This window comes from Pseudomonas cuatrocienegasensis (assembly GCF_900110925.1).
In the GTDB taxonomy this organism is placed as follows: domain Bacteria; phylum Pseudomonadota; class Gammaproteobacteria; order Pseudomonadales; family Pseudomonadaceae; genus Aquipseudomonas; species Aquipseudomonas cuatrocienegasensis.
Genome location: NZ_FOFP01000014.1, coordinates 67,827 through 93,255 on the forward strand (window position 1 = coordinate 67,827; position 25,429 = coordinate 93,255).

The following is a 25,429-nucleotide window of genomic DNA, read 5'->3' on the forward strand; positions in this document are numbered from 1 at the left end:
CAGCTAAGGATGCACCGATGTCGGAAAGGACTACCGCCTTCTATCCCCCGGAGTTCGGCGATGCACCGCTTAGCCTGGCGTTTCGTCAGGCCTGGTTGGAGTGGCGTGATGACTGGGATGTGCTGGAAGAGGCCGATGGCAGCGATGAGCAACTGGTGGAGCGCGCCGCCGAAGCGGCCACGCGCGTAGTTCGGCGGCTGTGGCGCAATGCCTACGCCAGTGTTGGCGAGTCTGCCGCGCGCCAGGTCAAGGAAACGGTCTACAGCTTTGTCGCGTTGCTCGATGAACGCTTGCTGTTCGATGACTGGGCGGGGCGCCTGGCCTGGCAGGCTCGCCCCTTGGAGGCTCGCCTGTACGGCTCACGTAATGCCGGGGAGCGGTTGCCCAAAGCGATTCGTAGTTTGCTCAAGGCCCGTGCGCCGGCTTCTCGCGATCTGGCCAATGTGTACTTGCAGTGTTTGATGCTCGGCTTCTACGGCGCGCTGCGTGGGGAGCGTGGGCTGGTCATTCATGAGCGCTGGCGGCAGGCCCTGTTTAACTTTGCCTGGCAGCGCGAGCCAGCCATGAGCGGGGTGCTCGCCAGCCTTGCGCGGCCGACCCGTGCCGAGCCTCTGCGCCTGCCGTTGCGGCGTGCCTTGCCGGATGGCATGCGCCTCGCCTTGGCGATCTGTGGCCTGGTGTTGCTGTTGGGCGCGTTGGGCCATGTGATGTGGCGTGATATCCAGGCTGAGTTGGCGCCGGTGTTGCACCTGAGTACGCCGCAGGCAGGTGGGAGTCTGTCTGAATGAGCAGCTTGGCGATCATTCTGAGTGTGCTGGGTATTGTGTTGCTGCTCCTGGCGCTGGCTGCGCTGTTCTGGTGGTTACGCACTCAGTCGGGCACGGCGATGCGCAGCTTTTACGCGGCTGTACGCAAGATGGAGCATGAGCAGGGCATCGAGTCGCGCTATCAGACGCCGTGGTTGATGCTCCTGGGCGACCCCCGCGAAGGCCGCCAACTGTGCGCCGAATGGCAACTCAACCCGGTCGGCCGGCCGGCCTGGTTTGGCCGTTGGTGGGCGGATCAGGATGGCGCACTATTGGTCGTGCCGCAGACCCTGTTTCTCCCCGAAGACGGTGGCACGGCGCCGACTTTCGTCTGGCGGCGCCTGCTCGGCATGCTCTTGCGCCTGCGCGGGCAGCGTCCGCTGGATGGCATCATCTGGACCATTCCGTTGGCCCGCCTGGAAGACGATGCCCAAGGTGTGGCGGATGTCATCACCTTGCGTCGTCGCTTTAGCGAGTTGTTGCAGCATCTGGGTTTGAGTTTACCGGTGCATGTGCTGATCACCGGTATTGAGGATTTGCCGGGCGTTCAGGAGTTGCTGGCCGCGCTGCCCGAGGCGGGCCTCGATCAGCCGCTTGGCTGGTCCTCGCCTTATGGCCTGGATGCCGGATGGCAGGGTTACTGGCTCGATGATGCGGTGGATCAAGTCATTCAAGCCCTGCAAGTGGCGATCATGGAAGTGGGAGCGGTCAAAGGCGAGCTGGCTGAAGATCTCTATCGCTTGCCCGACCGGCTGCATGGGCTCAAGGGCAATATCCGCACCCTGCTGGAGCCGGTGTTTCAAGGCAATGCCCAGGGCGAGGCGGCAGTGCTGCGCGGTATTTACTTCAGCGCCGAGCAGGTGATCGGTAATGACCCGCACGCGGAGTGGGCGGTTGCTGGCGACGATCAGCCGTCGGGCCACGGCGTATTTTCCAAGCACCTGTGGCGGCAGCGGTTTCTTGTCGAGCAGGGCTTGGCCAAGGCTGTGCCGCGTATTTTGCGCCTGCGCCAGCGGTGGCAAAAAATGCTAGCCGGGGCCGCGTTGGTGATAGGCGCTTGTTGGTTAGTGGCGATGTTGTTGGTGTGGCAGAAGGGCCAGCGCGATGCCCGAGAGTTGACCCGTCTGGTCCAGATGACCCTTAACGACCATGTTCAGTTTGCTGACCCGGCGCGCAGTGAGGAGCAGGCAAGGCAAAACCTGCAAGGCTTCTGGAATCTTCTGGAGCAGGCGCCGCGCTGGCAGTTTGCCTCGCTGGTCTATCCCTCATCCTGGGTCTCCAGTCTCGATGGCCAGATGGACTACCTGCTGCGCGCCATGGCTCGCAGTGAGGCCATGCGGCCCTTGGCGCAGATGCAGCACGCGGAGTTGCTGAAACTGCTGGAGATCCGCAACAGCGATCGCCGGCCTAAAGTAGAAGGTGAGCACCCTGCCGATTGGCCCAACTATGTCAAAGCTCGCAGTCTGGCTTTGGGCGTGTACAACCTGGAGCAGCAGAATCATCTGTTACGGGATGCGCTCAGCGGCGATAAGAGTGCCTTGGAGTCTTTGGCGCAATTGGGTAATTCGTCCCTTGGTTTGGGCCTTGACAGCGCCAGCCTGGCCCATCACAGCTATTACGACCGCGCCCTGCGGGGGCTGGAGGTGCCAGGGCTGCAGCCACTTGATCTGGAAGCCTATCGCGATACGTTCAGCGAGCAGTTTCAGGTCCTGATGAAGTTCTGGCTGACGCAGTATTTCCTCGCAGAGAACTTTGTTAGACCCGCAGGCTATCTGAGGCTTCAGCTGGATGATCTGAAAGCTCAACAAGGCAACTCCCTCAAGGAATTGGAGACCATAAACGGTCTGGTTGGCAGCCTGGAGGACATTATCATCCTGACCAACTCGGCCTGGAGCCACAGCAGCAGCGATGAGCTGGTTCCCGGCTACCGCAACATGCTGGAAAAGGTGCGCCAAAGCAGCCTGCTAGGGCCAACGGTCGAGGCCTCGTTGAACAGCCAGGCAGCGGGTTTGCGCAGTAGTTTTTACAGCCAGTGGATCGAGGGTGTCGGCGGTGACCAGAATCTGCTGCAGCGCCAGCCGGGTGGTGGGCTGGCCCTGCAGGAACATGTCAGCAGCCTGGATAGAAGCATCAAAGGGTTACTGCAGCGCGACTTTGTCGTAGTCGCATTGCGCAGTGAGGGCCAGGAGCTCAACCCACATGCGCTCGGCAATGTGGATGAGTTGGCTTTGCTCCAGGCGCTGAATTTCCAGCAGAGCTACCGCGACTTCGTTACCCAGGAACTGGCGCTGATACCGCCGGATTATCGCGGCGGCATGCTCAAAGCGGCGGGGCAAGCCGTGGTCTTGGCCATGTGGTCGGGGCTTTCGTCTGCCAGTGAGCGGCGCGATGCCATGGCCGGACATGCGTTTGATATTTCCGCCAAGCAGGCGCATCAAGTGATGCAGGCCTTGCGCGAACTCAATCGACCCGACTTGGCCGGCGCCCTGCAGGCGCAATTGACTCGCCGCGCAGTGAGCGACATTGATGCGGCGCTTGCCACCATTGATGCCCTGCCGGTATTCAGCCAGCGTTTTGCAATATCCCAATGGGATGGCGGCAGAAATCTGGGCTTGCAGCTGTATCGCGCCAGTGATGTGCAAGAGTTGAAAACCTCGCTGGCGCAGCAATACGAGGTGATCGCCAGCAGCAGCGAAGAGGTGGCCCCCGCGCTCGATTGGCTGCGTGCACAGCCCGACCTGTCGATTGCCGTGCAGGATAAGCTGCACAGGCTGCATTCGATTGCTGATGAAATGCTCAAGTACAAGGCGCAGAACCCCACCAGCACCCCGGCCTTGTTCGAGCAGCTGGTGGCCCGCGATTTTGTTGAGATGGACCTCAGTAGCTGCAGCCAGGTGCTCGCCACCGCAAACGTGCCTAATGGTGGCGGAGACCTCGCCTTGCGGGGCCGCAACTTGCGCGAACAGGCCGCACAGCGCTGTAACCAGTTGCTCACCCAGGGGGCTGCCGGCGCCTGGAATGACCTGGCGGATTACTTCAATCAGTACCTGGCCAATCGCTTCCCGTTCGCTTACAGCCTCGATGCAACGGACGCTGATCCGGCGCGGGTGCAGCACTTTTTGGCACTCATCGACAGCCGCCTGGCGGCAGCTGAGCAGGGCCTGAAGTGGGCCAGCCCAATGGATCGGCCGGCGGCAGAAGATTTCCTGGCGCGCTTGAAACAGGCGCGCAACTGGCTGGGGCCGTTATTCGTGCGCGATGAGTCGGGCATCCTGGGTGTGGAGCTGGATGTGCGCTGGCGTACTGATCGTGAAGACGAGCGCGGCGCCGACCAGGTCATCGGCTGGTCTTTGCATGCGGCTGATCGGCAGATCGCCCACCCCGGCGAGGTTGGGCAGCGTTTGCACTGGAATGTTGGTGACCCGCTGCAGGTCATGCTGCGCTGGGCGCGCGATAGCGAGCAGCGCCCGAGTATCGATCCCTTGCAGCCCAGTATGGCCGTGTCCGAACTGGAGGCCGGCTGGGAATACCGCGGTCCTTGGGCGCTCATGAGGTTGCTGCGTTCTCATATAGTCATGCAGCGACAGCCGAGCATGGACTACACCGAGTTCCCGTTGACCCTGCAGGTGCCCGTGCGCGGCGCCTGGGATGGCAGCACCCAGGCGCGCATGTTCATGCGCCTGTCATTGCTGAGCCAGGGCAGCAAACTGCCGTTGTCGATCCCGCCGCTCCCGGTGATGGCGCCGCGTTCGCCGTTTACCTCGACGTTTTCCGCCTCTGTTGTGGGCAGTGAGGTCACACCGTGAGTTCGTCTACCCCGTCTAAGGTGATCGCCGATTACCTCGAACCTATCCCCGGCGAACAGCCCTGCGGCCCGAGCCTGCGTTATGAGCCAGTGTGGGACCGCATACGCGAACTGCGCCGCGAAGATGACGCCAGCCTGCCCACAGGCGTTTGGCAGGCCGCCGAGCTCAAGCGCGGTGACTGGGCGGCGTTGGCACAACTGGCCGCCGAGCTCCTGCGTGGCCGCAGCAAGGACCTGATGCTGGCCGCCTGGCTGGGTGAGGCCTGGCTGCGCCTCGATGGCCTGCATGGTATCGGCTCTGCATTGGCGCTGTTCACCGAACTATGCGAACGCTACCCCGACGACTTGCACCCCCAGCCTGAGGACGGCGACCGCTCCTGGCGCGTATCGCCGCTTGAGTGGATGTCGCGGCGGTACTGCGAAATTCTGCTCACCCATGTGCCGCTATTCGGTAACGAGCCGTCCGAGCTCAGCTCCCTGACCCTGCACAGCTGGCGGCAGTTACAGCAGCGTCAGGTGCCGGCCAGCAACAGCAAAGCAGACAAAGCGCTGAGCGAAAGCGCCCGTGCACAGCTGCGCAGGCTGAATGAAACTATCAGGCATTTACCCGTGAGCCGCTTTGTCGAGAGCGCTGAGCACCTTGATTTCAGCTTGGCGATGCTGGAGCGGCTGGTTGCCTGGAGCGATGCCTGGCTCGGGGACTTGGCCCCCAGTTTTGCGCTGTTGCGCCAGACCCTTGAAAGCATTCGCACGCTGATGCAGGAGCACCTTCCCATGCAAGCCCAGCCCCCGGCGCCCGCAGCTCCCCAGGATGGACCTGGCGACGAAGCGACTGACGCAGAACAGAGTGTGCCCGTCATCGTTGGCGGCACCCCCTGCAGTCGCGAAGACGCCTATCGGCAACTCGCGCTGATCGCCGACTACCTGGTGCGTACCGAGCCGCACAGCCCAGTCCCCTACGTTATTCGTCGCGCAGTGGAGTGGGGTAACCAGCCACTCAGCGACCTGCTGGATGAATTGATCAGCCCAGATGCCGAATCAAGGCGGCTATGGAAATTGCTGGGTGTGCTGAAGTAGGGCTAGAAGGCTCAATGGTGAAGAATCTGCAGTGGCGATTGTGCCCTTGAATCCTGATTTTGACTCAGGTGCCGATCTGCATATCGACCTGCTTGACGGTCGACCTGTGCCGGCAGCCGCGACTGAGAGGCCGGCTACGCTCAAGGCCGCTGTTCGCTAAGAGCGGCGCTGCCGCGTTACTGGGTATCAAGCCGACCACCCTGGCATCGCGCCTTACGCGCTTAAACCCAGGAGCCTCAGGCTGAGCATCTGCTTGGGGACTTACGCCTGCACAAAGATCTCTTTGAGGGTTTCCCGGTAAAAGTCGAAAGCCTCTATTGCCCCAGCCAGGGCCTGTTCTTTCTCCTCTTCGGCCAAGGGTAAACCGTCGAGCAGGGCGACGAACTGGCGCCAGTGCAGGGCGCGACCATCGGGGTGGGCGGCCAGGTGGCGGGCACCGCGTTCGCCGTCCAGACCAATCTGTTGGGTTTGCTTGAACAGAAACGCGGCGCCCAGGTTCGAGCCTTCGCTGCAGTACAGCCAGCCGAGTGCGGCATAGGCACTGCTTGGTTGCACTTGCTCGGGCGCGTCCGGTACGTCCAGAGCCAAATCGCTGAGGTCGGCGCACACGGCGTCAAACCGCGGCAGTTCGTTCAGACCTGGCAGCAGCTGGTTGAGCGCCGCGTCGGCGTACAGCGAATTGATCGCTCCGTGAAAGCGATGTTGCAGGCGCAGAAAGTTGGCGTAGCGCTCAAGACTCTCGAATGGGCGTGCGCCCATGACCAGGTTATCGACGCTGTCGTGGTCACGGTGGCTGCCGGTTTTCAGGCGTTTGCTCAGGGGCAGTTCCGGCAGGTTCTGGACAATGGCGTTCATCGTGAAGGTTCCGCATGTCTGGGATGGATGGTGCCGATGATGGGCAGCGCCGATGGCGTGAACAATTGGCAGATCATTAAGAATGCGTAAGGGCGGCCGACCGATAAATGCGGTCGCGGCTCGCAGCGATAGCGCTGGGTCAGAAAGCCGATTCGCGGATCAGTACTGCGAGGGCGCGGCGACCGGCCTGCAAGAGTGGGCTGCGGGCGTCGCCCGTGATGAGGGTGGTACCGCGCAGTGCTGCCGGGGTGTCGTCGCTGGATGCCAGTGGGCGCAGCAGTACGCGGTACAGCGCCTGTTCGGGCACCGGCACCTGCTTGGCGTCGAGCTGCGCGGCGATGCCGCCCTGATACACCGACGCCAGCTCCGGTGCCGAGGTGAGTGTGCGCACGCTGGTCTGGCCGATGCTTTCGACCACCAGAAGGCGACGTGGGCGGCCGGGGTCTTCTGGGATAAACCAGGCTTGGTTGCCGACCTGCAAGCGCTCGCGATCCGCTTCGCCGACAAACGCCTCGACCCGCTCCGTGCCAAGGCCGGTGAAGGTGCCCAGCCATTCGCCCGCAGGCAACCATTCACCGGGCGCCAGCGGTTCGGCAGCGTCGGCCAGCACCCCGTCGAACGGTGCGCGTACCTGCAATTGCGCCACTTGTTCGCGCACCGCTGCATGGCGTTGCAGCGCCACTTGCAGCTCTTGCTGGGCAATCGTCTGGCGAGCGGCGTCCTCGCTGGCGCGCAACTGGAAACTGCCTTGTCGGCGCAGCAGGGCGATTTCCCGCTCCAGGCCGTCGAGCGTGTGTTGCAGCTCTGCCGAACTGAACTGGAACAGTGTCTGCCCGGCGCGTACGGTCTGTCCGGCCATCACTTCGATACGCTCCAGGCGCGCACCGACCGGGGCGAGAAGAATGGCCTGCTGCTCGGCACGCAGCAACGCTGGCGCCTCGATACGGCTGCGCCAGGGCAGGGCTGCCAGCAGAATCAGAGTGAGCAGCACGCCAGCGGAGATCAGGGTATTACGGTTCATGCGGTAGTCCTTGCGGCGTTGCTGCCAGTGACGCAGTTCGTGCCAGATCGGGCGCAGGATGAAGTGGACGATTTCCACGGCGAAGAGAAACAGGCCCAGCAGCTTGAAGGCAAAGTGATAGACCAGCAGGGCGATCCCGAGAAACAGGAAGAAGCGATACACCCAGGTGGCGAAGGCGTAGCCCAGGAGCACGCGGCGTAACCAGGGTTCGAAGTGCTCCGGTGGCGCATCGTTGAAGCCGAACAGGGTTTCGCGCATGCGCCAACGGGCGAGGGCGAAGGCACGCTCCTGCAGGTTGGGTACGTCGAGCAGATCAGAGAACAGGAAGTAGCCGTCGAAGCGCATCAGCGGATTGAGATTCACCGCCAGGGTGAGTATCCAGGTGGTGCTGGCCAACATGAAGGCCGCGCTGCGCAACATGCCGTCCGGGAGAAAGCTCCAGGCCAGGGTGGCCCAGGCCGCCAAGCACAGTTCCACGCCCATGCCGGCGGCGCCGATGGCCAGGCGCTGGCGTCGTTTGGTTAGGCGCCAGGCGCCGCTGGCGTCGGTGTAGAGCACCGGCCACAGCACCAGAAAAGCCACGCCCATGGTCGGCACCCGGCAGCCGTAGCGTTTGCAGGTATAGGCATGGCCGAACTCGTGGAGCACCTTGGTCAGACTCAGGGTCACGGCTGCCAGCGCCGCGCCTTCCAGGCTGAAGAAGTGCAGGAAGGTGTGCACGAAGCTGTCCCACTGGCGCGCCGCCAGGTACAGGCCGAGCAGCGCGGCGAACAAGGTGCTGAGGGCGAAGCCGCGACTGAACAGCGGTGCCACGCGCGGGTAGCTGCGGGTGAGAAAGGCGTCTGGTCGCAACAGTGGGATGCGGATCGACAGGTAGTTGCTCAGCAGCCAGGCGCTCCAGCCAGCGCCGTTGCCCTGGCCGCGTTTGCGCAGGTCGGCGAGGGCGCTGTCGCCACTCACCTCGACCAGTTGCATGGTGCGCAGGAACTGGCTGAACGCGTCGACGTCCTCGGCGTCCAGTGCCAGAGTGGTTTCGCCACTGACCGCCTGGGCGAGCGCTTGAGACGTGCCCAGGTGCCAGCGGGCGAGCATCTCCGCTTCGGCCCAGCCAATGCGGTAGAAGCGGCCACGGGCGCTGTCTTCCAGGGTCCAACTCGGCGAGCCGTCGCGCGAGCGCGGGCCAGGGTGCAGACGTAGGGTGCGGCGCAGCACGGGCAGGCGCTGCGGGCGGGCGCCAGCGGGGGTGGGTAGGACGGCGTCCATCTACCAGCCCAGGTGAACGCGCAGGGCGGCCAGCGGGCGGCGCAGCAGGTAATTGAACAGCAGGGTGCTGTCGCCATACAGCTTGGCCGTGCCCTTGAGGCCGACGCGCAGGCGCGCATCCGACTCGCTGAACTGCGCTTGCAGGCGGTAGGCCATGCTCCCATCGGCGCTCGGCGCGGCGCGGTAACCGTGACGTTCGAGGGTGGCGAGCAGCGGGCTGCCGGGCTGGCTGTTGAGGAACAGGCGCACCTCGGCGCCGGATTGCAGGGCAATGGCATCGCCCACCGGCAGCTGGATTTCCAGGCGTGTGTCGTGCGGGTCGGCGACCTGCATGATGCGCTCGCCGAGGGCCACCGGGCGGCCGATCCAGTCGCTGGGGTCATCGAATATCGCCACGCCGTCACGTGGGGCGAGGATCAGCGTGCGTTGCAGGTTCTCCTGCAGGTAGTCGGTGTCGGCGCGGGCCTGATCGCGGCGGCTGGTCAGCTCGGCCAGCGCCGCCTTGGCGCGTTCGTCAAACAGCGCCTGCTGGCGCGTCTGACGCAATTGCGCCTCGGCCGCGGCAAGAGTCTGGCGGGCATTTTCCAGGCGGCTTTCCAGCTCCCGGCGATCCAGCTGGGCCAGTGGATCGCCGGTTTTCACCACCTGGTTGGGTTGCACCAGAATGCCCTCGACCACCGCTTGCAGGGGCGCGCGCAGGACCGCCGGTTCACGCGGGACGATCTCGGCCGGGGCCAGCACCGTCTGCTGAACCGGTAGCAGCGCGAGAACCAGTGCCACAGCCAGTGCCAGCAGCACGGTGCGGCGTGGCCGCAGCAGGTTGACCGTCGGGCGGCGTTTGCTGCCGTCAAGGCTGGCCCAGGCGTGGGCATAGGCATCCTGCAACAACTCCAGCAAGGCGCGCTCGGGACGTGCCAGGGGCTGCTCGCGACTGAGCAGCAAGCTGCCAAGCAGTTCGCCATCGCGGTTACGCAAGGGCACCCAGAGCAGGTACTTGGCCAGGTACTCGGGCCATTCATCACGCGCTTCAGCAGGACCATCGGCCGCGCTCAGCTCACACCACTCGCCGGCCAAGAGCTGCCCGCGCCAGGCCTGGCAGAGCCGCGCGAGGAACAGCATAAAGGGCGCATTGGCCTCCACCTGGGACAGGCCGGAGCAGGCGCAGACTTTGCCGGTATCGGCTCGCCACAACAGCGCTTCACGGTAATCGAGCAACTGCCGGGTGGCGTTGACCATCAGAAAGCTCAGACCGAGAAAGTCCTTCTCGGCGCGGGCGCGGCGCTCCAGTTGCAGAAGCACTGCCAGGCGCTCTGCACGCTTGTCCTGCAGATGGCTCAGGCTGGCGCTCATTGGTCCGCTCCGGGTGGCTGCAATACGGCAACTCCGCTCATCCCCGGCAATAGGTCTGCGGTATCGCCGGTAATACGGGCGAACACCTTGACTGACTGACTCAGTGGATCGATGGCCGCGCCCAGGCGCTCTATCTGCGCGGGGTAGTCCTGTCCGGTTTCATCCAGACGTACATGGAAGTCGATCCCGGATTTCAGCCAGGCGAGCCAGGCCGAGGGCACGATCAGTTCCAGTTGGTAGGCACTGTCGTCGTAGATCGCCAGCAGCTCGCTGCCTTCAGCGACATGCTGAAAACGCTGCGCCATGCGTTGCGAGACGCGCCCGGCGAAGGGCGCGTCGAGGTTGCAGCGCTTGAGCATGGCGCGGCCCACGCCGCTTTCCGCCTGGGCCACGGCCATGTCGGCCTGGGCCTGGGCGACCTCGGCCTGGCTGATGGACTCCAGGGCATCGAGGCGCTTGGCGACGTCGAGCTTCTTCTGTGCACCGCGCTGCACTGCTTCGCTGCGGTTGAGTTGAGCGCGCTGCACCGAACAGTCGAAAGCAGCCAGGCGCTGGCCTTCCTTGAAGCGATCACCTTCCTTGACCGCCAGTTCGGTGAGTTTGCCGCTGATCTCGCTGGACAACACGGTCTGGCGAATCGGGCTGAGTTGCACCCGCAGCTCGCCCGTGGCCTCGTTGGCGTGGGCCATCTCTGCCGCTACCGCGAACAGGATGGCCAGCACCGATGGCCAGTATCCGCTGTGCACGAACCTTCGATCAGCGACGGCCATCAACACGCTCCACCGGGATCAGCTCGGCACCCCGTAGCGAGCCCAGGGTTTCCCACATATCCAGGCGCAGCACCTTGCGCTGTGGCTCGGCCGTCTGGGCGATCAGTGCTGCGGCAGGTGCTGCGCTGACTACCAGGGGCGCACTCATGCCATAGGGCACTTGTTGCGCAGCGGCGATACCGGCCGGGACGCTGCCTTGCCCCTGATTCAGGCGCACGGCATTGCCGGCAATCGCACGGGTCAGCTCATCAACGCTGCTGCCAGCAATGCGCGCGGGCAACGGGTCGAGGCCGGCGGCCTGGTAGACGGCGCCGTGGGCCACTTGCAGTTCGGCGAAGGCGCGGTCACGGGTGCGGGTGGCGAGTACGGTTTCAGTGGCGGTGCGCACGCGCTCCAGGCGGCTCTGCGCCTGGCTGGAGAAGGCACTTTCGCTCTGGCGCAGGATGCCGCGTTGCACCTGTTGCAGCTCGTTGGAGCGGGCAAACACCTGGCTGGAGCGCTCGAACTCGCGCCAGGCCACATTGACCTGAGTGAGCACCGCCATGCGCATTGCCTGGCGGCGCAGTTCGGCGACCTGCAGGCGGCTTTCGCCGGCCTTTTTCACCGCTGGGTAGGCCAGCACATTGAACAGGTTCCAGCTCACCTGCATACCGGCATCGGCCCAGTTGTCGTTGACCAGATAGCTGTTGCTGTCGTAGTTGGCGCCAACGAACAGGTTGGCCCCGGGTAGCAGCTTGAGCAGGGCCGCGCGGGTTTCCAGCACGGCGTTGCGTGCCTGGTAGCTCTCGCTGCGAATCTCCGGACGCTGGGTCATGGAGGTGACTTCCAGATCGGCCAGGTTGTAGGCCAGGGCCGGTTGGGTGTAGTTCGCCTCGTTGGGCAGGACCAGGCTGTAGGACGTGGCCGGCGGCAGGTTCATCAGGCTGGCCAGGCGCGCCTTGGATACCGCCAGTTCACCTTCCACCACTTCCAACTGACGGATCATTTCCAGCAGGCTTTTCTGGTAGCGCAGCGATTCAAGCGGGGCAACCAGGCGCTGGCGCTCGGTCTGCCGGGCCTGTTCCAGTGCCCCACGGGCATCGCTCAGGGCGCGTTGCACGTCCGGTTGCAGGCGCTCGGCGCTGGCAGCCTGCCAATACGCCTCGCGTACCTGTTGGACGATATCGGCGACCACCTTGCGCCGCGCTTCTTCAGCGACCAGGACCTTGTTGGCCTGGGCCTTGGCGCTGAAATAGCTGACGCCGAAGTCGAGCACGTTCCACGACAGGCGCAGGTTGGCGTCGCGGCTATAGCGGTCGCTGCTGGTCGACGATTCCAGGGATTCACGGCCGGTGGTGACCGACTCGCTGGACGAACCAGCGACGTTGTCGCGCGCCTTCCAGCCGGCATTGGCCGCCAGTTGCGGCAGCAAATTAAGGTTGCTGACGCTCAGGCTGTTGTCTTCCAGCGCTCGCTGCATCAGGCCCAGGCGCTGCTGCAGGTTGTACTTCACGGCGCGGGCCATGGCCTCTTCCAGGCTGATGGCGCGGGTTACCGGCTCCTGGGTATCGAACATCTGCTGGCGATCCGCGCTGGCTTCGGCCAGTTGCTGCTCGGGCGTGAGTGCCTCGGGAGTGACGGCGCAGGCGGACAGGCCCAGTGCGGCACAGGCGATGGCCAGGCGCAGGGCAGAGCGGTTAAAGGTCGTGCGGGTCATTTATCGAAGATCCTTGGCAGTGTTCAGGCAATGTGTCGGGTGGTGGCAGCGACCGGCTCTCCAGCCAGGTCGCTCAATTGGTCGAGCAGCTCAAGGGCTTCGCTGAGCAAAGCGCTGGAGGTGTCCTGGCGCAGCCGTTCGGACAGCGACTCGACCTGGGCAGCAGGCGCTTGCGGCGCCTCGCGCTCGGCGTTGGCCGGCGCCTGGGGCGCGCGAATGTCCAGCGGCGTGCGCTGCTCCTGGCCCTCGGCATCGCGGCTGATCAGGGTCAGGCGCAGGTGGCCTTCACGCTGTAGGCGTTCGCGGTCGATGCGCAGCTCGCCGGTACGGGCATCGAACGAGGCCCAGCTCGGCAGCGGCAGGCCATTGGCCAGGGTGACGCGCTGGGCAGTGCCAGCGTCGGGCAGCTCGACGGGCAATTGCAGGCTGACGCTGCGGCTATCGCCCTGGCTCAGGTCGACGTTGCTGCGCAGGGTGGTGCCGTCGAAGCTGAAGCTGCTGGCGGTGTGCTGGTAGCCGCTGTCGCTGAGCACACCATCGGCATTGGCCAGTTGCTGGCTGAGCGAGCCTCGTCCATCGGCCAAACCGCTGCCGGTATTGCGCAGCAGGCTTTGAGCTGTCGGTGCCGGTTGCGCGGGGATAGGCGCTTCGGCTGGGTTCTCGCTCAGTGCATCGCTTGGCTCGAACAGTGGTGCGTTCAGGGCCGGCCCGCCGAAGCTGGCTGCGGACGAATTGTCACCAGGCTGGAAGGTGGTGTTCAGCTCTGGCAGCGCCGTTTCGCTGACTATCGGCTCGGCGTTGGCAACGCGCAGCGCGAGGGTCAGGGTGGTGCTGCCACCATGGGCGTCGCTGGCCTTGAGGGCGATGCTGTAGCTACCCGTGGTGTCCGGCGCGGTGCCGGACAATGTGCGGGTATCGGCATCGAAGCTGAGCCATTCGGGCAGTTCGACGATCTCCCAGGTCAGGTCGCTGTCGTTGGCGTCGCTGAACAGGTTTTCCGGCAGCGTGACTTCGTAGGCTTGGCCCGGTGCCACGTTGTCCAGCGAGAACTGCCCGTTGGCCACCGGCTCGGAGTTGACCACCTCAAGGGTCAGCTCGATCTCGGCCTCGCCGCCCCAGCCATCGCTGGCCTTGATGGTCAGGTCGTGTGTGCCCATCGTCTGCACGGTACCGGACAGGGTGCGGGTGATCGGGTCGAAGCTCAGCCCGCTAGGCAGGTTGTCGATCGTCCAGCTCAGGCTGTCGTCATCGGTATCGCGGAACAGGTTGGCAGGCAGCTGGATGCTGTAGCTTTGCCCGGCCTTGGCATCGGTCAGGGCGTAGTTGCCAGGGGTGGCCAGCGGATCGGTATTGGTTGCCAGGCTGACCTTGGCACTGATGCCGGGCTCGGTTTCGATGTTGTCGCTGTTGCGGATTTCGCTCAGGGTCACGGTCACACTGCCGGTGGCGACGCTGTTGTCCAGCACACGATAGGCAATGCCATCGATCAAGGTGCCGACCTCGGCGCTGCTCTGGCCGATGAAAGTAAGGGATATGCTGGTGGTATCACCGGCTACGGTCACTTCGTAGACATAGCCCGTGCCGACGCCATCACCCGCGGTCAGGGCGATTTGCGTTCCGCCGATGACCAGCGCCTGGCTGCCACCCGTACGATCCACAGTGATCACCATCCGCTCGACTTCGCTGCCATCCAGCCCTGCCGAGACCGTTACACCACTGAACAGATCGATATCGCCAGGCAGGCTGCCGTTGCTGCCGATACGGATTTCGTTGTCGCTGCCCGTGGCGGTAGCGGTCGGTGGGATCGGCTCGCCGTCTGCCTCGGCGCGTAGGGTGACGGTAGCCTGACCGTCGAAGCTTGCACGCTCGTTGGTCGCAGTGGAAGGCCCAAAGTTCACCGTCTCGAAAAGCTCCAGCGTAACCGTGCGAGTGCCGCTGGTTTCGCTGCCGGTATGGCTGTAAGTCAGGCTATTGATGACCTGCGCGGTTTCAGCACCACCACGTGCGGGGCCTTCGTCGCGGCCCATATAGAGGGTCACGACTGTTACACCATTGGTGCCCACACTGACGCGATACTCGATCCGGTCTGCGCCTTCACCTACATATTTCTGCGAGTCAACCTTCTCGGTGAGAACAATCTGGCTGCCCGCGACATTCAGTACATCACCTGCAGTGACTCCGCTGATGGTGATCTCTACGCGGTGGATCGTCTGAGCAGATTCGATGGTATCGATCTGGGTGTCCTTGAACAGCTCGACCGGGTCGCCGCCGCTGGTGAATATTGGGTTCAGCGGCGTGGTGTCCACGATCGCCGCATCGTTGATATCCACCAGACCAACGCTGGCATCCAGGCTGGTGCTGTTGCCATCGCCGTCATTGAATACCAGGTTGAAATTGGCAGTGTCGCCGTTGCGGGTCGGATCGTTACTGCTGGACGCATACGCCACCTGGCGCAGCACGTGCTGAGCATCGGCCTGGCTGACGCCAGCGATGAATGTGATGGTCAGCTTGCCATTGGCTTGCTCGAGTTCAGCAATCGCGGTGTCGCCTTTCCATATCTTGCCGTCGCCCTTCAGTTCCAGACCGTTGTCGTTGAGGAAGCTGAAGGCGTCGCCGTCCTGGGCGCCGCCGCTGCGCTCGATCACCAGGCTGGAGCCTTGATAGTCTCCAGCGATATCCAGCTGCGGGTCGCTCAGGGTGCCGCCGGGTAGCAGGGCAACAGGTTCGCCATGCTCGGTAAAGGTGACGGTGGTTGGTTTCAGGTCGAGAACCAGCAGGCCTTCATTCCAGCTTGACCCTTGGAATACACCGGTGAGGTAGAGCTGCTTGCCATCAGCGCTAAACGCCGCCTGACGCACTTCGTTGAAGGTGGTGCCCGCGAAGTTGGTATAGTCGCCGAAGCCTTCGACGGCTTGAGCAAGGATGAGAGAGCCATCTTCGGCGCGGGTATAGAGAAAGATACCGTACCTGTTCGAGTTGCCGCTGAGGCCCAGGTCACCGATCACCGCCACGCTCTTGCCGTCTGGCGAAACAATGACATCCTTGGCGGTAATACTGCCGTTTTCTCCCAACTCAAGAGTGGCTAGAGCACTCAGGTTGCCGTCTGCTGCGACAGTGAGCACGTGCAGCAACGAGTTGCTGTCGATGACATACAGTGTCTTGCCGTCCGCTGACAGGTTGAGCGACGAGGCGTAATAGCCGAACTCGGCAGCGTTGGCTCCGGCGACCGCTTGTTTGAAGGTCAGCGCGCCATCGGCTGCGATGCTGAACACGCTGACCAGCGTTTCGCCGCCAGAGGTGGCGACGTACAAGGTCTTGCCGTCGGGTGACAGGCTGATGGCATTGGCACCGTCGAGTTGCATGCCGCTATCGCCGGCATCTTCGAGTGTTTGCTCCAGCGTCAGGGTGACGCCGCTGCGGGTGAACACCAGTAGTTTGCTGTCGGCTGTTACATAAACCTTGTCGTCCTGGGCGACGACATCGCTCACCAGGCCGAGGTCATTACCAAATGTGCCGAGTTGCTGCAGATCGGCCGCGTTGAACAATGCCACGCCATCGGCACCGATCAGATAAAGGGCACTTCCGTCTTTCGACGCATGCAGCGTTGCAGCACCGGTCAGCCCACTGGCTTCCTTGCTCTCAAGCAGTTGCAGCGAGCCATCCGCGTCAAGCTGGTAGACGGAAATCGTGTTGTAGAAAACGTCCGAGCTAGTATTTGTTTCTTCGTCATACGCCGAGTCGGTTAGCGAGCGCACTACGTAGACCTTGTCGCCGATGACCGTGATGCCCTGAATACCCAGCAACTGGTTGTTGCCATTGGCATCGAGCTGGGTGAGCAAGTCTGCGTAGTCGAGCGATCCAGCTTCCGCCCCCAAGGTCGGAAGTTGTCGCTGGTCACGCACGATAACGCTGGCGCTGATGCCCGGTTCGATCTGGTCGCTCGAATCGCTCAGGCTGGCCAGGGTGATGGTGACTGTGCCGCTAGTGGCGGTATCGGCCAGCACCTTGTAGGCAAGGCCATCGATCAGGGTGGCAGTGGCTTGCGCTGTGGCACCGTTGCTGCTGACGCGAATGCTGGTCACGCCATTGTTGACCTCGACCACATACTGGTAGCCATTGGCGCTGGTCTGGCCGCTGCCTGCCTGCAGGACGATCGTCTCACCATCAATGAGCAGAGCCTGGTCGGTGCCGCTGCGATCCACAGTGATGATCAACTCGGTCAGGGGCTCACCGTCTTCACCGAGACGCACCGAAACCTGCTCGAACAGATCGACCTGGCCAGGCAGGTTGCCTGTGCCGATGGTGAGCGAGGTATCCTGGCCGTTAGCCGACAGGACTGGCTCAGGGGCGCTCAGCAGCAACGCCAATGTTGTGTCAGCGGATTTGCCACCGTCACCCACGCTCAGGTTCAGCTCGACACGAGCGGGTGGTTCGGCGCTATCGTTGCGGTAGGTAACCTGTTGCAGCACTTGGTTGGCGGTGACCTTGTCGACCTCGGCAATAAAACGGATGGTCAACGTGCCGCCTACCGAGGTGAACTCGGCGATGGCCGTCGAGCCCTGCAGGATCTGGTTACCAACCAGACTCAAGCCTGCGCCGTCCTTGAATCCAAACAGATCGTCCGCTGAGGCGGTGCCGCTGCGGCTGATAGTCAGTTGTGCGCCCTGGTAATTATCCCCGGCGTCGAAGTCCGCATCGGAAAAACTGATGCGGTCGGTAAAAGGCGTGCTGGGGCGGCTGGCGACATAGGTGCTGTTAGGCAGGGCAGAGAGAATGGCCACGCCGGTGGTGATCTGGCTGCGGCCGGTGTAGATATTCAGGCCATCGGCGCTTACGGCGATCTGCGTGGTGCGGTTACCTATGTTCAGGGCACTGACGAAACTCAGGCCGCCGGTTACGCTGTCGCGACCGAAGACCAGCAGCGAGCCGCCATTCATCCCGACGTAAAGCGCTGAGCCGTCAGTGGATATGGCCATTTCACGTACGGACAGCGCGTTGGCGGGTGTCAGCCCCAGGTTGTAGAGATCCACGCTGCCAACGTAGGTCAGACTGCCATCGCTCGCATCGCGGCTGAAGATCGAGACCGGTGAAATTTCACCCGAGCCGACATAGACGAAGTTGCCGTCTGGCGAGATGACGATGTCCTGCAACTGCGACAGATAGCGGTTGTCATTGGGGCGTGTGGCGCTGTCTGGGTCGGCCGCGATGCTGGCGTCATTGATCAGGCCGACATAGCTCAGTGCACCGCTCTGCGTATCACGCGAGAACAGCGTGAGCATGCTGCCGCTGCGGTTGGCAACATAGACCGACGTACCGTCGGGGGAAATGACGATGCCGCTGGGCAAGTTCATGCCCAGAGCAGTGCTGCCGCCCGTATATGTGCCCAGATAGGTCAGGGCGCCGGTTGCTGCATCACGCGAGAACTGCGCCAGGCCTGACTTATTGGTGGTGACGTCAATGGCGGTGACGCCATTGATGGTATAGAGCGACTTGCCGTCCGCCGAAATGACAATTTCGGAAATCGGCGCATCCAGTCCGGTGACACCATTTACGCCTTGTGTCGCCACGACACCGCCATAGGTGAACTGGCCATTGGCATCACGCGTCAGCAGGACGATGGAAGAAACGGCTGAACCGCCACCAACGCCATAACCGGCGACATACAGCGTGTTGCCCTGCATGACCATGGTGGTGACGCCATTGAGACCGTTGGCCTCGATCACGTCGGTATCCGGGTTGTCACTCTCGCCTTGGCTGAAACTCTGAACCAGCGTCAGTTCGCCGGTCGCAGCATCCCGAGCATAGATCCGTAGATAACTCGTGCCGCCTGGAACGGCGGCAGCGCCGGTGCCTGTGGCGGTGGTACTGCCACTGATTACCAGGGTTTTGCCATCTTCGGAGACGACGATGTCGGTGACGAACTCGCCGTAGCCGCTCAGGGTGCCATCAACGTAATAAAGGGTCGGGTCGGGGGCGCTTACCTCGGCCTGCCACTGCGGTGCATTGTTGATCGCCAGGGCGATGCTGGCGCTGATTGCGGGTTCGCCGGTGTCGTCGCCACCGCCGGCGCTGCCGCCGTTGTCTTGAATGCTCGCCAGGGTGAAGGTGCGGCTACCGGTGGTGGCCTGGGTGGTGTCGTAGCCAGCGTTGGTGACCGGGGTGGTCGTCAGTGCCGGCGCGGTGTTGTGAGTTAGCAGCACATCCAGGCTGATAGCCTGGCTGTCCACCTGGCCATCGTTGGCGCGCAGTGCCAGGGTTACCACGCTGCCGTTGGCATCCGCCGAGCTTTGGTTGCTGTAGGTCACCTGGCGCAGCACGGCATTGGCGTCTTCGCGGCTGGTGCCGGCGAGGAAGGTGATGGTCAGGGTGCCGCCGCTCTGGCTGAACGTGGCGATGGCCTGGCCATCCTTGAACACGTCTCCATTCTCCAGGCGCAGGCTGCTGCTATTGGCGAAGCCGAATACGTCGTTGCTGGAAGCGCCGCCTTCACGGCTGATCAGCAGTTTGCCGCCACTGTAGTCACCGTTGCCGCTGGCCAAACGGTCGAAGTTGGCGTCGTTCAGGGTCAGGCCGCTGGCCAGGGTGATTTCCTCACCACGGATCAACGTCTGAATTGAGGAAAAGCGGCTCAGGCCGTTGCCGGAAATCAGAATCGATTGGCCATCGGCAGCGACGGCGATTTCCTGGCCATTGGTGGCGCTGGTTACCGTGCTCAGTTCAGTCAGGCTGCCATTGTCAGCCACGCTGAATATGTGCACGGTACCGTTGGTTGCCGCAGCATAAAGTCGGTTGCCCTCTGCGTTGAGCGACAGGCTGCCAACCTGAATATCGCTGATGACATTGGCCTGGGTCAGCCTGTTGTCGACACCCAAGTGATAGATAGTGATGCCACTGCCGTTACCGACATACAGGTAACGACCGTCTTCGGAGGCCACCAAATCGGTACCAACGGCACTGATGTTGATGCTGTCGAGCAATGTCAGCGCGTCTGTGCCCGAGGCGCTGCGTTGGTACACCGTCAGGCTGGAAGGCGTCACGATGCCGGCCCCGGCGTAGGTCACGTAAACGTAGTCGCCGGAGGTGGTCACCATCCCGCTGCGACCATCGGGACGGTGGAGCTGTGTCAGAGCACCGGTATCGGCATCGCGGTTGTAAACGTAGAGTCCGTTGAACCGACTGCCGACAAACACCTGCTTGCCATCGTCGGAGATGGCGATGCTGCCGGTGACCGTATCGCCAACCGCAATGCTTGCGCTATGGCTCAACGTGCCATCGGCATTGACGTTCAGCAGCACGAGATTGCCGTTGCCGGAAGCGCTATAGACCGATTTACCGTCAGCGCTCACGACCATGTGCTTGACCGTGCCCAGATCCTGAATGTCCGTCAGGGTCTGCTTCAGCACCAAGCTGCCGGTGTTGCTGACCTCGAACACACTGATGCTGCTGTTCGAGCCGGCGGCGTAGACGTATTTGCCGTCGGCCGAGTAGGCCACCTCGCTGGAGCCGGCCAGTACGCCCGCATTCAGCGCTTCGGCTTCTTTCAGGATGTCGCCGGAAATCACCGGTGGCACATTGACTTGGCTGTCGACCTCGACCGTGGCCTTGATCGCGCTCAGGTCGGTGGTCTGGCCGCCGTCGTCGCTCAGGCTCTGCAAGGTCACGGTAACGGTGCCACTGGCAACGGATTTATCGAGCGCCTGGTAGGACAGGTTGTCGATCAGGGCACTTACGCTCTGTGGCTCGGGGTCGAATGAGTTGAGTGATAGGGTGATGGTCGTGGTACTGCCAGACACTTCCACGCTGTAAACGTAGCCTGTGTCGTTAGCCCGTGTGGTGCCACTGCCCGCGACCAGTTCGATGGCCTTGCCGTCGATTAGCAGCGCCTGGTTGCTGCCGGTGCGATCGATGGTGATGGTGATATCTGCTAGTTCATTGAAACCGCCACCCGTTTCCAGGGAAACACTGACGTCCTTGAACAAGTCCACCGGTGGAAAACTGGTGGTGCTGTCGGTGATGACGATCGTGCTCTGGATTGCAGTGGCTTCTACACCCGGCGCATCAGCTGTAGCCGGCGCATCGACCTGGGCTGCCACTTCCGCAGCGGTGGTAACAGCGGCAGCATCGAGCAGGATGCGCGGCTCCAGGGCCAGGGCACGGAAATAGCGTTGCGAGGGCTTGCGTGTGGTCATGGCAGTCTTCCAGGACAATTGAACGGCGAAGATAAAAGGCAGGCTTGGGGGCAGGGCTACTCGACCAGGCGTACGTAGGAGCCCTGCCGGCGGATGTCGTCGAGAATCGCGTCGAGCCGGTTTTGCAGGCGGCCTTCGGCAGCGACGAAGTCGAAGCCGGGGAGGTAGGTGATGTCGCCTGCCTGCTCGGTGCAGCGGGCCAGACCCGGCCCGGCCAGACGGCGGAAATCCGAGGCACCATCGATCGTCGTGTCTTCGGCGCCCAGGTCGTTGTTTTCGATCTCGTCCTGGCCGATGGCGATCAGGAAGAAGCGCAGTTTGCGTTCGCGAAAGCTGTCGCACAGCCGGGCAAAACGCTGCGTTCGTAAGCTCTGGTTTTCGCCGTCAGTGCCGGTCTCGCCATCGATGGCCTGAGCGGTGTCTGCGTTGTAGGAGTCGCTGTCGAACCAGCGCTGACCGGTGGTGTTGACCAGCATGACGATGGCTTTGTAGCTGTCACCGCCATCCTCCTTGAAGTCCTTGGGTAATTCGTCCGGCAGGTTCCAGCCACTGCTGCCACGAAATGCCGGGGCCAGCGCCATGGCACTCCAGCCCATGGCGATGGCGTAGTTGACGTTGAAACGCGTGGACATCTGCTCGAGACGTTCCTCGATCTTGTTGATGTCGTTGCTCAACGGCAGCAGCGGTGCGGACGGGCAGCCTTTGTCGGCGACCATCCAGCGCGTGTCGTTGGTGCCAGTGGCCTGGCCGAATATGGGGTTGGGGCCGACCCAGCGGATCGGCGTGGCGCCTGGACTGCCGTTCTCTGGCAGATCGTGGCGGTAGTAAATACGGAATTGTCCAGCAGGTGCCTGATCCCAGAAATAGTTATCGCCCCGGTTCAGGCCACGGTACATGCACAGCAGATTAGCGCGCCGATCTGGAATACGGCGGTCGTGCAGGCCGGCGTAGCCGGAGCGGAACAGCGAGGTCAGCTCGATCGGGCGCAGGGCATTGGCCATCGCCCAACTGTTCAGGCGTTGTGCATGATTGCCACTGGGACCAGCCGGGGCGCGCGTTTGCGGGTTGGTGTAGTCGGGCGAAACGTTTACCGTCTGGCTGTAGGGCACCAGCGCCAGCCAGGCGTCATCGCGACCCTCTACCAGCTTCTGGGCGAAACGCATGCTCTGACGGCGCAGTACCTGCAAGTTGCTTTCGTTTTCCGAACCCGAGTTGGGCAGGGCCAGCGCCACTTCCAGAGCACTTGGCTGCACCTCGACGGTGGAGTGCACCTGGATAAATCTGGGTTCGGCGCCGAGCAGCTCGGCATCGGCCTGCAAGGTTACCTCGACCCTGTAGCGGGTGCGGCCTTCGTCGCCTTTCTGCTCGCTCAGGGTGAGCGCTTCTTCGTCGATCTGGGTGGCGAGGGTGCTGTCCAGACCGAGGTTGTTGACGACGTACCCGTACGCCAGCTTCTTGAATTCTTCCAGCGATTTTTCACCGTTGCCCAGGCGCTCCTGACCGACCGCGAGCGCCGCCAGGTCGGTGGCGCGCTTGACCTGCGAAGCGCTGTTGACCATGCGGCTGGTGTCGATGGCGTAAGCGGTGGCGAGCAGGGCGCCGCCGAGGGCCAGCACCATGAAGGGCGCGATACTGCCGCGCTGACGGCGAGCGCTGATCATAAGCATTGCCCGTCGTGACTGTCTGTCTGCAGTGCATGAGGTGATGACACTCCCGGATGGCGAAGCTGGGGGATGAAGGGGAGTACATGCATCGAGAGTCTTGCCTTTCAATGGACGCCCGGAGGGATGGGGCGCGGAGCGTGAAAGATAAGAATAATTCCCAATCGCAAGCAATCATCGTTTCATTAAGAATGCTTAAGGGAAAGTCTGGGGCAATTAATCAACGAGCGGTTTGGCGGGCGTTGCAACCCTTCGCTCATGGCTATTTGCACGCCGCTTGTAGGAGGTGCTTTAGCGGGTTGTCGCGGCTAAAGCCCTCCCACGGCTCATCCAGTCTCCGGGATTCAGGCGGCCGAGCGTTCCACCGGCAACGATTCGGGTCGCGACCAGATCCAGCAGGCACCGCAGAGCATGCCGCCGCCGGCACTGATCAGCAGCCACAGCGGTGGGTTGTGCCACAGCAGCAGGCCGAAGCACAGCAGCATGCTGACGCTGGCGTACAGTTTGTGGCGACGGGCGATCACGCCACCTTGCGCCCAGTTGCTGAGCATTGGCCCGAACACGCGGTGTTCGTGCAGCCAACGGTTAAGGCGCGGCGAGCTTTTACTCGAAGCCCAGGCGGCCAGTAGGAGGAACTCGGTGGCAGGTAACCCCGGCAGGATAACGCCGAGAATGGCGCAACCCAGGCTCAGGTAGGCCAGTACCAGATAGCAGAGCCGTTTGACCTGGCTGGTGGCGGGTACGCAATGGGACGGGGTAGGCATTTCTAGGAGAATCCGCACAGCAACAAGTTGACCAGTAAAAGGGGCTTGCAGACGCGAGACAAGTTAAGAGGTCTTCATCTTTTTCGCCGCGCAGCGTGCGAAGACCAGGCAGGAGAAAGCAGGGCGCAGGCTGGAACCCCGTGCCGTGTTTAGCAAAGCTGTGAGTGATCTGTGGACGTTCACGGTGATAGAAAGGCTGAAGACCGGTCTAAATCAGCCGTCGTCGTCCTTGATCCCGACTTCTTCGCTGAGGGGATCGTCCAGTTCGATGCTGTTGTAGCTCATGCGCGCGAAGGAGATGGTCTGGATATCCTTCTCGGCGATCAGGGCGCTGCTGAGGGCCAGGTTGTCGCTGTTGCGGCACAGTTGCACGACCACCAGGGAGGTGCTTGGCGGCGCTTCGTCATCCTCTGTGGCGGGGGCCTCTTCGGGTAGCTCGCCATTGTATTGGCCATCGGTGTACAGCTGCGCGCAGATGCCTTCGACATTGCCGCGATACAGCGGTTTCCAGGGCATGCTGCGGTCGAGCATGACCCGGCTGATGACCATCTCGTAATCGCCCAGCACACCGGGGGCGGCGCTCTGTTCGGTCAGGGCCTGGAGGCTGTCCTTGTCCAGGCGGCTCTGCATGGCCAGGGTGCTGGCAACGGTATGCGCGGACTGCTCCATGTAGGCGCGGGCCTGATTGATGTTGTACAGGTCGGCGATGATGATCGCGCTGCCGATCAGTAGCGGCAGGATCAACGCGGTTTCCACCAGAGCATTGCCGCGCTGTGTGCGGGGTGAAGCAATCATTGCGCGTCCTCCTCCTGTTCCCGCTCGCTGGTCAGGCTGCCGAGCAGTTGCCGGTACTGGTACTGGAAGGCATCGCCGAGACCGAATAGGGCCGGCAGTGGGGTCATGAACGTCTGGGTCAGGTCAACGCTGACACTGAGCACGGGCGGCGAACGATCAGCGGCGTCCTGTTCTTCATCCGCTTCGCCACCACCGAAGCGGCGCAGGTTGTCGAAAGCCAGCACGTCCACTTCGAAGTTGTCCTCGGTGAGGAAACCGTAGGAAGTGTCGATCAGGCGCTCCTCGATGGCTTCCTGCAGTACTTCTGGTGTTTGCGTGTAGAAGGCGCGGTCCTGGCGAAAGTCCTGCAGGGCACGTTCCAGCGACAAGCTGCCGACGCCGATCATCAGACTGATGCGCGCCAATTCGAAGAGCATCATTACGCCGAACAGCAGCACCGGCAGAATCAGTGCGGTTTCTATCGCGGTGACGCCTTGCTGGTTGCGCCGCAGGGCACGCAGGTTGGCTGGACGCATGGCTAGTTCTGCTCGCTCAGGACCAGGGGTTGCTGGCTGGCGGCCAGCAGTTCACTGGCCAGGGGTGCGCCGGCATTGACCCGGGCACGAGCGGTACGAAATTGCTCGACAATGGTGGCGGCATAGTCCGCTTCCAGGCTTTCCAGCAGCACGGCCTGGGCGGTGTCGTCATGCCCGGCGAAGACATAGGCCAATGCCAGGTTGAGCTGTAGGCTGATATCGCCCTGGCCGCGGGCCTGATTGAGCAGGCCGATGGCACGGCTGCTGTCGCCGCTGGCCAGCCAGGACAGGGCCAGGTTGTTCAATGCAGGGCTGTAGCCAGGATCGATGGCCAGCGCTTTCTCGAATTGTTGGCGAGCATCTTCATCGCGCTTTTGCAGGTTGTAGGCGACGCCGAGGCCGTTGAGCGCCTGCAGGTTATTCGGCTGAGCGTGCGCGGCGCAGCGGAAGTCGTGTTCGGCCAGAGCGGCCTGACCCAGAGCCAGGTGCGCGCGACCCAGGCCGGAGCAGAGGGCTACGCGCTGCTCCGCTGGCAGGGCGCTGGCATCGCCGCCCAGTTCGGCACGGGCGCGTTGGTACAGCGGCAGTGCTTCCTTGGCAGGGCGCACGGTGGCGGCGACGCTGGCGTATTCGAGCACATAGCTGCCCTTGAGCTGGCCGCGTTCATCCATGCGCGCATAGACCTCGTAGGCGGCCTGGAAACGCCGGTTGTCGCGCAGGGTGTGGGCCAGGCGCAGGGCCTCGCCGGCCTCCTTGTCGAGCGGCGGCTGGCCAGGAACGAGGCTGGCACAACCGCCCAGGGTCAGGCTGATCAGCAGAAGTGGTAGAACGGTGCGGTACGAAGGCATGACGGGTTCTCGCA

Annotated in this window: 14 protein-coding genes; 3 read left to right on the forward strand and 11 right to left on the reverse strand. The window is 63.0% G+C overall.

What is annotated here, in order from left to right:
• Positions 1-17 precede the first annotated feature (17 nt).
• From BMW49_RS17995 to tssA, 3 genes are read left to right on the forward strand one after another with little or no spacing between them, the layout of a single operon-like run.
• Positions 18-788 (forward strand): DotU family type IV/VI secretion system protein, encoded by a 771-nt coding sequence (locus tag BMW49_RS17995; RefSeq protein ID WP_069519106.1) that lies wholly within the window; start codon positions 18-20, stop codon positions 786-788.
• Entirely contained in the window at positions 785-4,612 is a 3,828-nt protein-coding gene (locus tag BMW49_RS18000) for a type VI secretion system protein (RefSeq protein ID WP_069519105.1), read from the forward strand. The genes BMW49_RS17995 and BMW49_RS18000 overlap by 4 nt, the downstream gene beginning before the upstream one ends.
• Positions 4,609-5,688, forward strand: a complete 1,080-nt coding sequence (gene tssA, locus BMW49_RS18005; protein WP_069519104.1) for a type VI secretion system protein TssA — start codon at positions 4,609-4,611, stop codon at positions 5,686-5,688. The genes BMW49_RS18000 and tssA overlap by 4 nt, the downstream gene beginning before the upstream one ends.
• A 261-nt stretch (positions 5,689-5,949) precedes the next feature.
• Here tssA and BMW49_RS18010 read toward each other — a convergent pair whose 3' ends face one another.
• The 11 genes from BMW49_RS18010 to BMW49_RS18060 all read right to left on the reverse strand — a co-directional run bounded on the left by BMW49_RS18010 (position 5,950) and on the right by BMW49_RS18060 (position 25,415).
• On the reverse strand, positions 5,950-6,543 hold the full coding sequence (locus BMW49_RS18010; RefSeq protein WP_069519103.1) for a biliverdin-producing heme oxygenase: 594 nt from the start codon (positions 6,541-6,543) through the stop codon (positions 5,950-5,952).
• Positions 6,544-6,682: 139 nt separating this feature from the next.
• Positions 6,683-8,827, reverse strand: coding sequence for an HlyD family efflux transporter periplasmic adaptor subunit (locus BMW49_RS18015; protein ID WP_069519102.1), 2,145 nt, complete (start codon positions 8,825-8,827; stop codon positions 6,683-6,685).
• Positions 8,828-10,177, reverse strand: coding sequence for an efflux RND transporter periplasmic adaptor subunit (locus tag BMW49_RS18020; RefSeq protein WP_069519101.1), 1,350 nt, complete (start codon positions 10,175-10,177; stop codon positions 8,828-8,830).
• The gene (locus BMW49_RS18025) at positions 10,174-10,947 is read right to left on the reverse strand and encodes an efflux RND transporter periplasmic adaptor subunit (protein WP_069519100.1); all 774 of its coding nucleotides are present in this window, start codon (positions 10,945-10,947) and stop codon (positions 10,174-10,176) included. Before BMW49_RS18025 ends, BMW49_RS18020 begins: the two co-directional genes overlap by 4 nt.
• Entirely contained in the window at positions 10,934-12,643 is a 1,710-nt protein-coding gene (locus tag BMW49_RS18030) for a TolC family protein (RefSeq protein WP_069519099.1), read from the reverse strand. Before BMW49_RS18030 ends, BMW49_RS18025 begins: the two co-directional genes overlap by 14 nt.
• 23 nt (positions 12,644-12,666) lie before the next feature.
• Positions 12,667-20,832 (reverse strand): beta-propeller fold lactonase family protein, encoded by an 8,166-nt coding sequence (locus BMW49_RS18035; RefSeq protein WP_069519098.1) that lies wholly within the window; start codon positions 20,830-20,832, stop codon positions 12,667-12,669.
• Positions 20,833-20,888: 56 nt separating this feature from the next.
• Positions 20,889-22,499, reverse strand: coding sequence for a pilus assembly protein TadG-related protein (locus tag BMW49_RS18040; RefSeq protein WP_069519097.1), 1,611 nt, complete (start codon positions 22,497-22,499; stop codon positions 20,889-20,891).
• Between the two features lie 338 nt (positions 22,500-22,837).
• A complete protein-coding gene (locus BMW49_RS18045; RefSeq protein WP_069519096.1) occupies positions 22,838-23,257 on the reverse strand; it encodes a YbaN family protein in 420 nt (139 codons plus the stop codon).
• A gap of 213 nt (positions 23,258-23,470) precedes the next feature.
• Positions 23,471-24,052, reverse strand: a complete 582-nt coding sequence (locus tag BMW49_RS18050; RefSeq protein ID WP_069519095.1) for a TadE/TadG family type IV pilus assembly protein — start codon at positions 24,050-24,052, stop codon at positions 23,471-23,473.
• Complete coding sequence (locus BMW49_RS18055) at positions 24,049-24,567, reverse strand: TadE/TadG family type IV pilus assembly protein (protein WP_069519094.1); 519 nt, start codon at positions 24,565-24,567, stop codon at positions 24,049-24,051. The genes BMW49_RS18050 and BMW49_RS18055 overlap by 4 nt, the downstream gene beginning before the upstream one ends.
• Before the next feature lie 2 nt (positions 24,568-24,569).
• The gene (locus BMW49_RS18060; RefSeq protein WP_083251744.1) at positions 24,570-25,415 is read right to left on the reverse strand and encodes a tetratricopeptide repeat protein; all 846 of its coding nucleotides are present in this window, start codon (positions 25,413-25,415) and stop codon (positions 24,570-24,572) included.
• Between the last annotated feature and the right edge of the window lie 14 nt (positions 25,416-25,429).

Coding starts and splice junctions, on each gene's coding strand:
- BMW49_RS17995 (WP_069519106.1), top strand. CDS start 18: ATGTCGGAAAGGACTACCGCCTTCTATCCCCCGGAGTTCGGCGATGCA.
- BMW49_RS18000 (WP_069519105.1), top strand. CDS start 785: ATGAGCAGCTTGGCGATCATTCTGAGTGTGCTGGGTATTGTGTTGCTG.
- BMW49_RS18010 (WP_069519103.1), bottom strand. CDS start 6,543: ATGAACGCCATTGTCCAGAACCTGCCGGAACTGCCCCTGAGCAAACGC.
- BMW49_RS18015 (WP_069519102.1), bottom strand. CDS start 8,827: ATGGACGCCGTCCTACCCACCCCCGCTGGCGCCCGCCCGCAGCGCCTG.
- BMW49_RS18020 (WP_069519101.1), bottom strand. CDS start 10,177: ATGAGCGCCAGCCTGAGCCATCTGCAGGACAAGCGTGCAGAGCGCCTG.
- BMW49_RS18025 (WP_069519100.1), bottom strand. CDS start 10,947: ATGGCCGTCGCTGATCGAAGGTTCGTGCACAGCGGATACTGGCCATCG.
- BMW49_RS18030 (WP_069519099.1), bottom strand. CDS start 12,643: ATGACCCGCACGACCTTTAACCGCTCTGCCCTGCGCCTGGCCATCGCC.
- BMW49_RS18035 (WP_069519098.1), bottom strand. CDS start 20,832: ATGACCACACGCAAGCCCTCGCAACGCTATTTCCGTGCCCTGGCCCTG.
- BMW49_RS18040 (WP_069519097.1), bottom strand. CDS start 22,499: ATGCTTATGATCAGCGCTCGCCGTCAGCGCGGCAGTATCGCGCCCTTC.
- BMW49_RS18045 (WP_069519096.1), bottom strand. CDS start 23,257: ATGCCTACCCCGTCCCATTGCGTACCCGCCACCAGCCAGGTCAAACGG.
- BMW49_RS18050 (WP_069519095.1), bottom strand. CDS start 24,052: ATGATTGCTTCACCCCGCACACAGCGCGGCAATGCTCTGGTGGAAACC.
- BMW49_RS18055 (WP_069519094.1), bottom strand. CDS start 24,567: ATGCGTCCAGCCAACCTGCGTGCCCTGCGGCGCAACCAGCAAGGCGTC.
- BMW49_RS18060 (WP_083251744.1), bottom strand. CDS start 25,415: ATGCCTTCGTACCGCACCGTTCTACCACTTCTGCTGATCAGCCTGACC.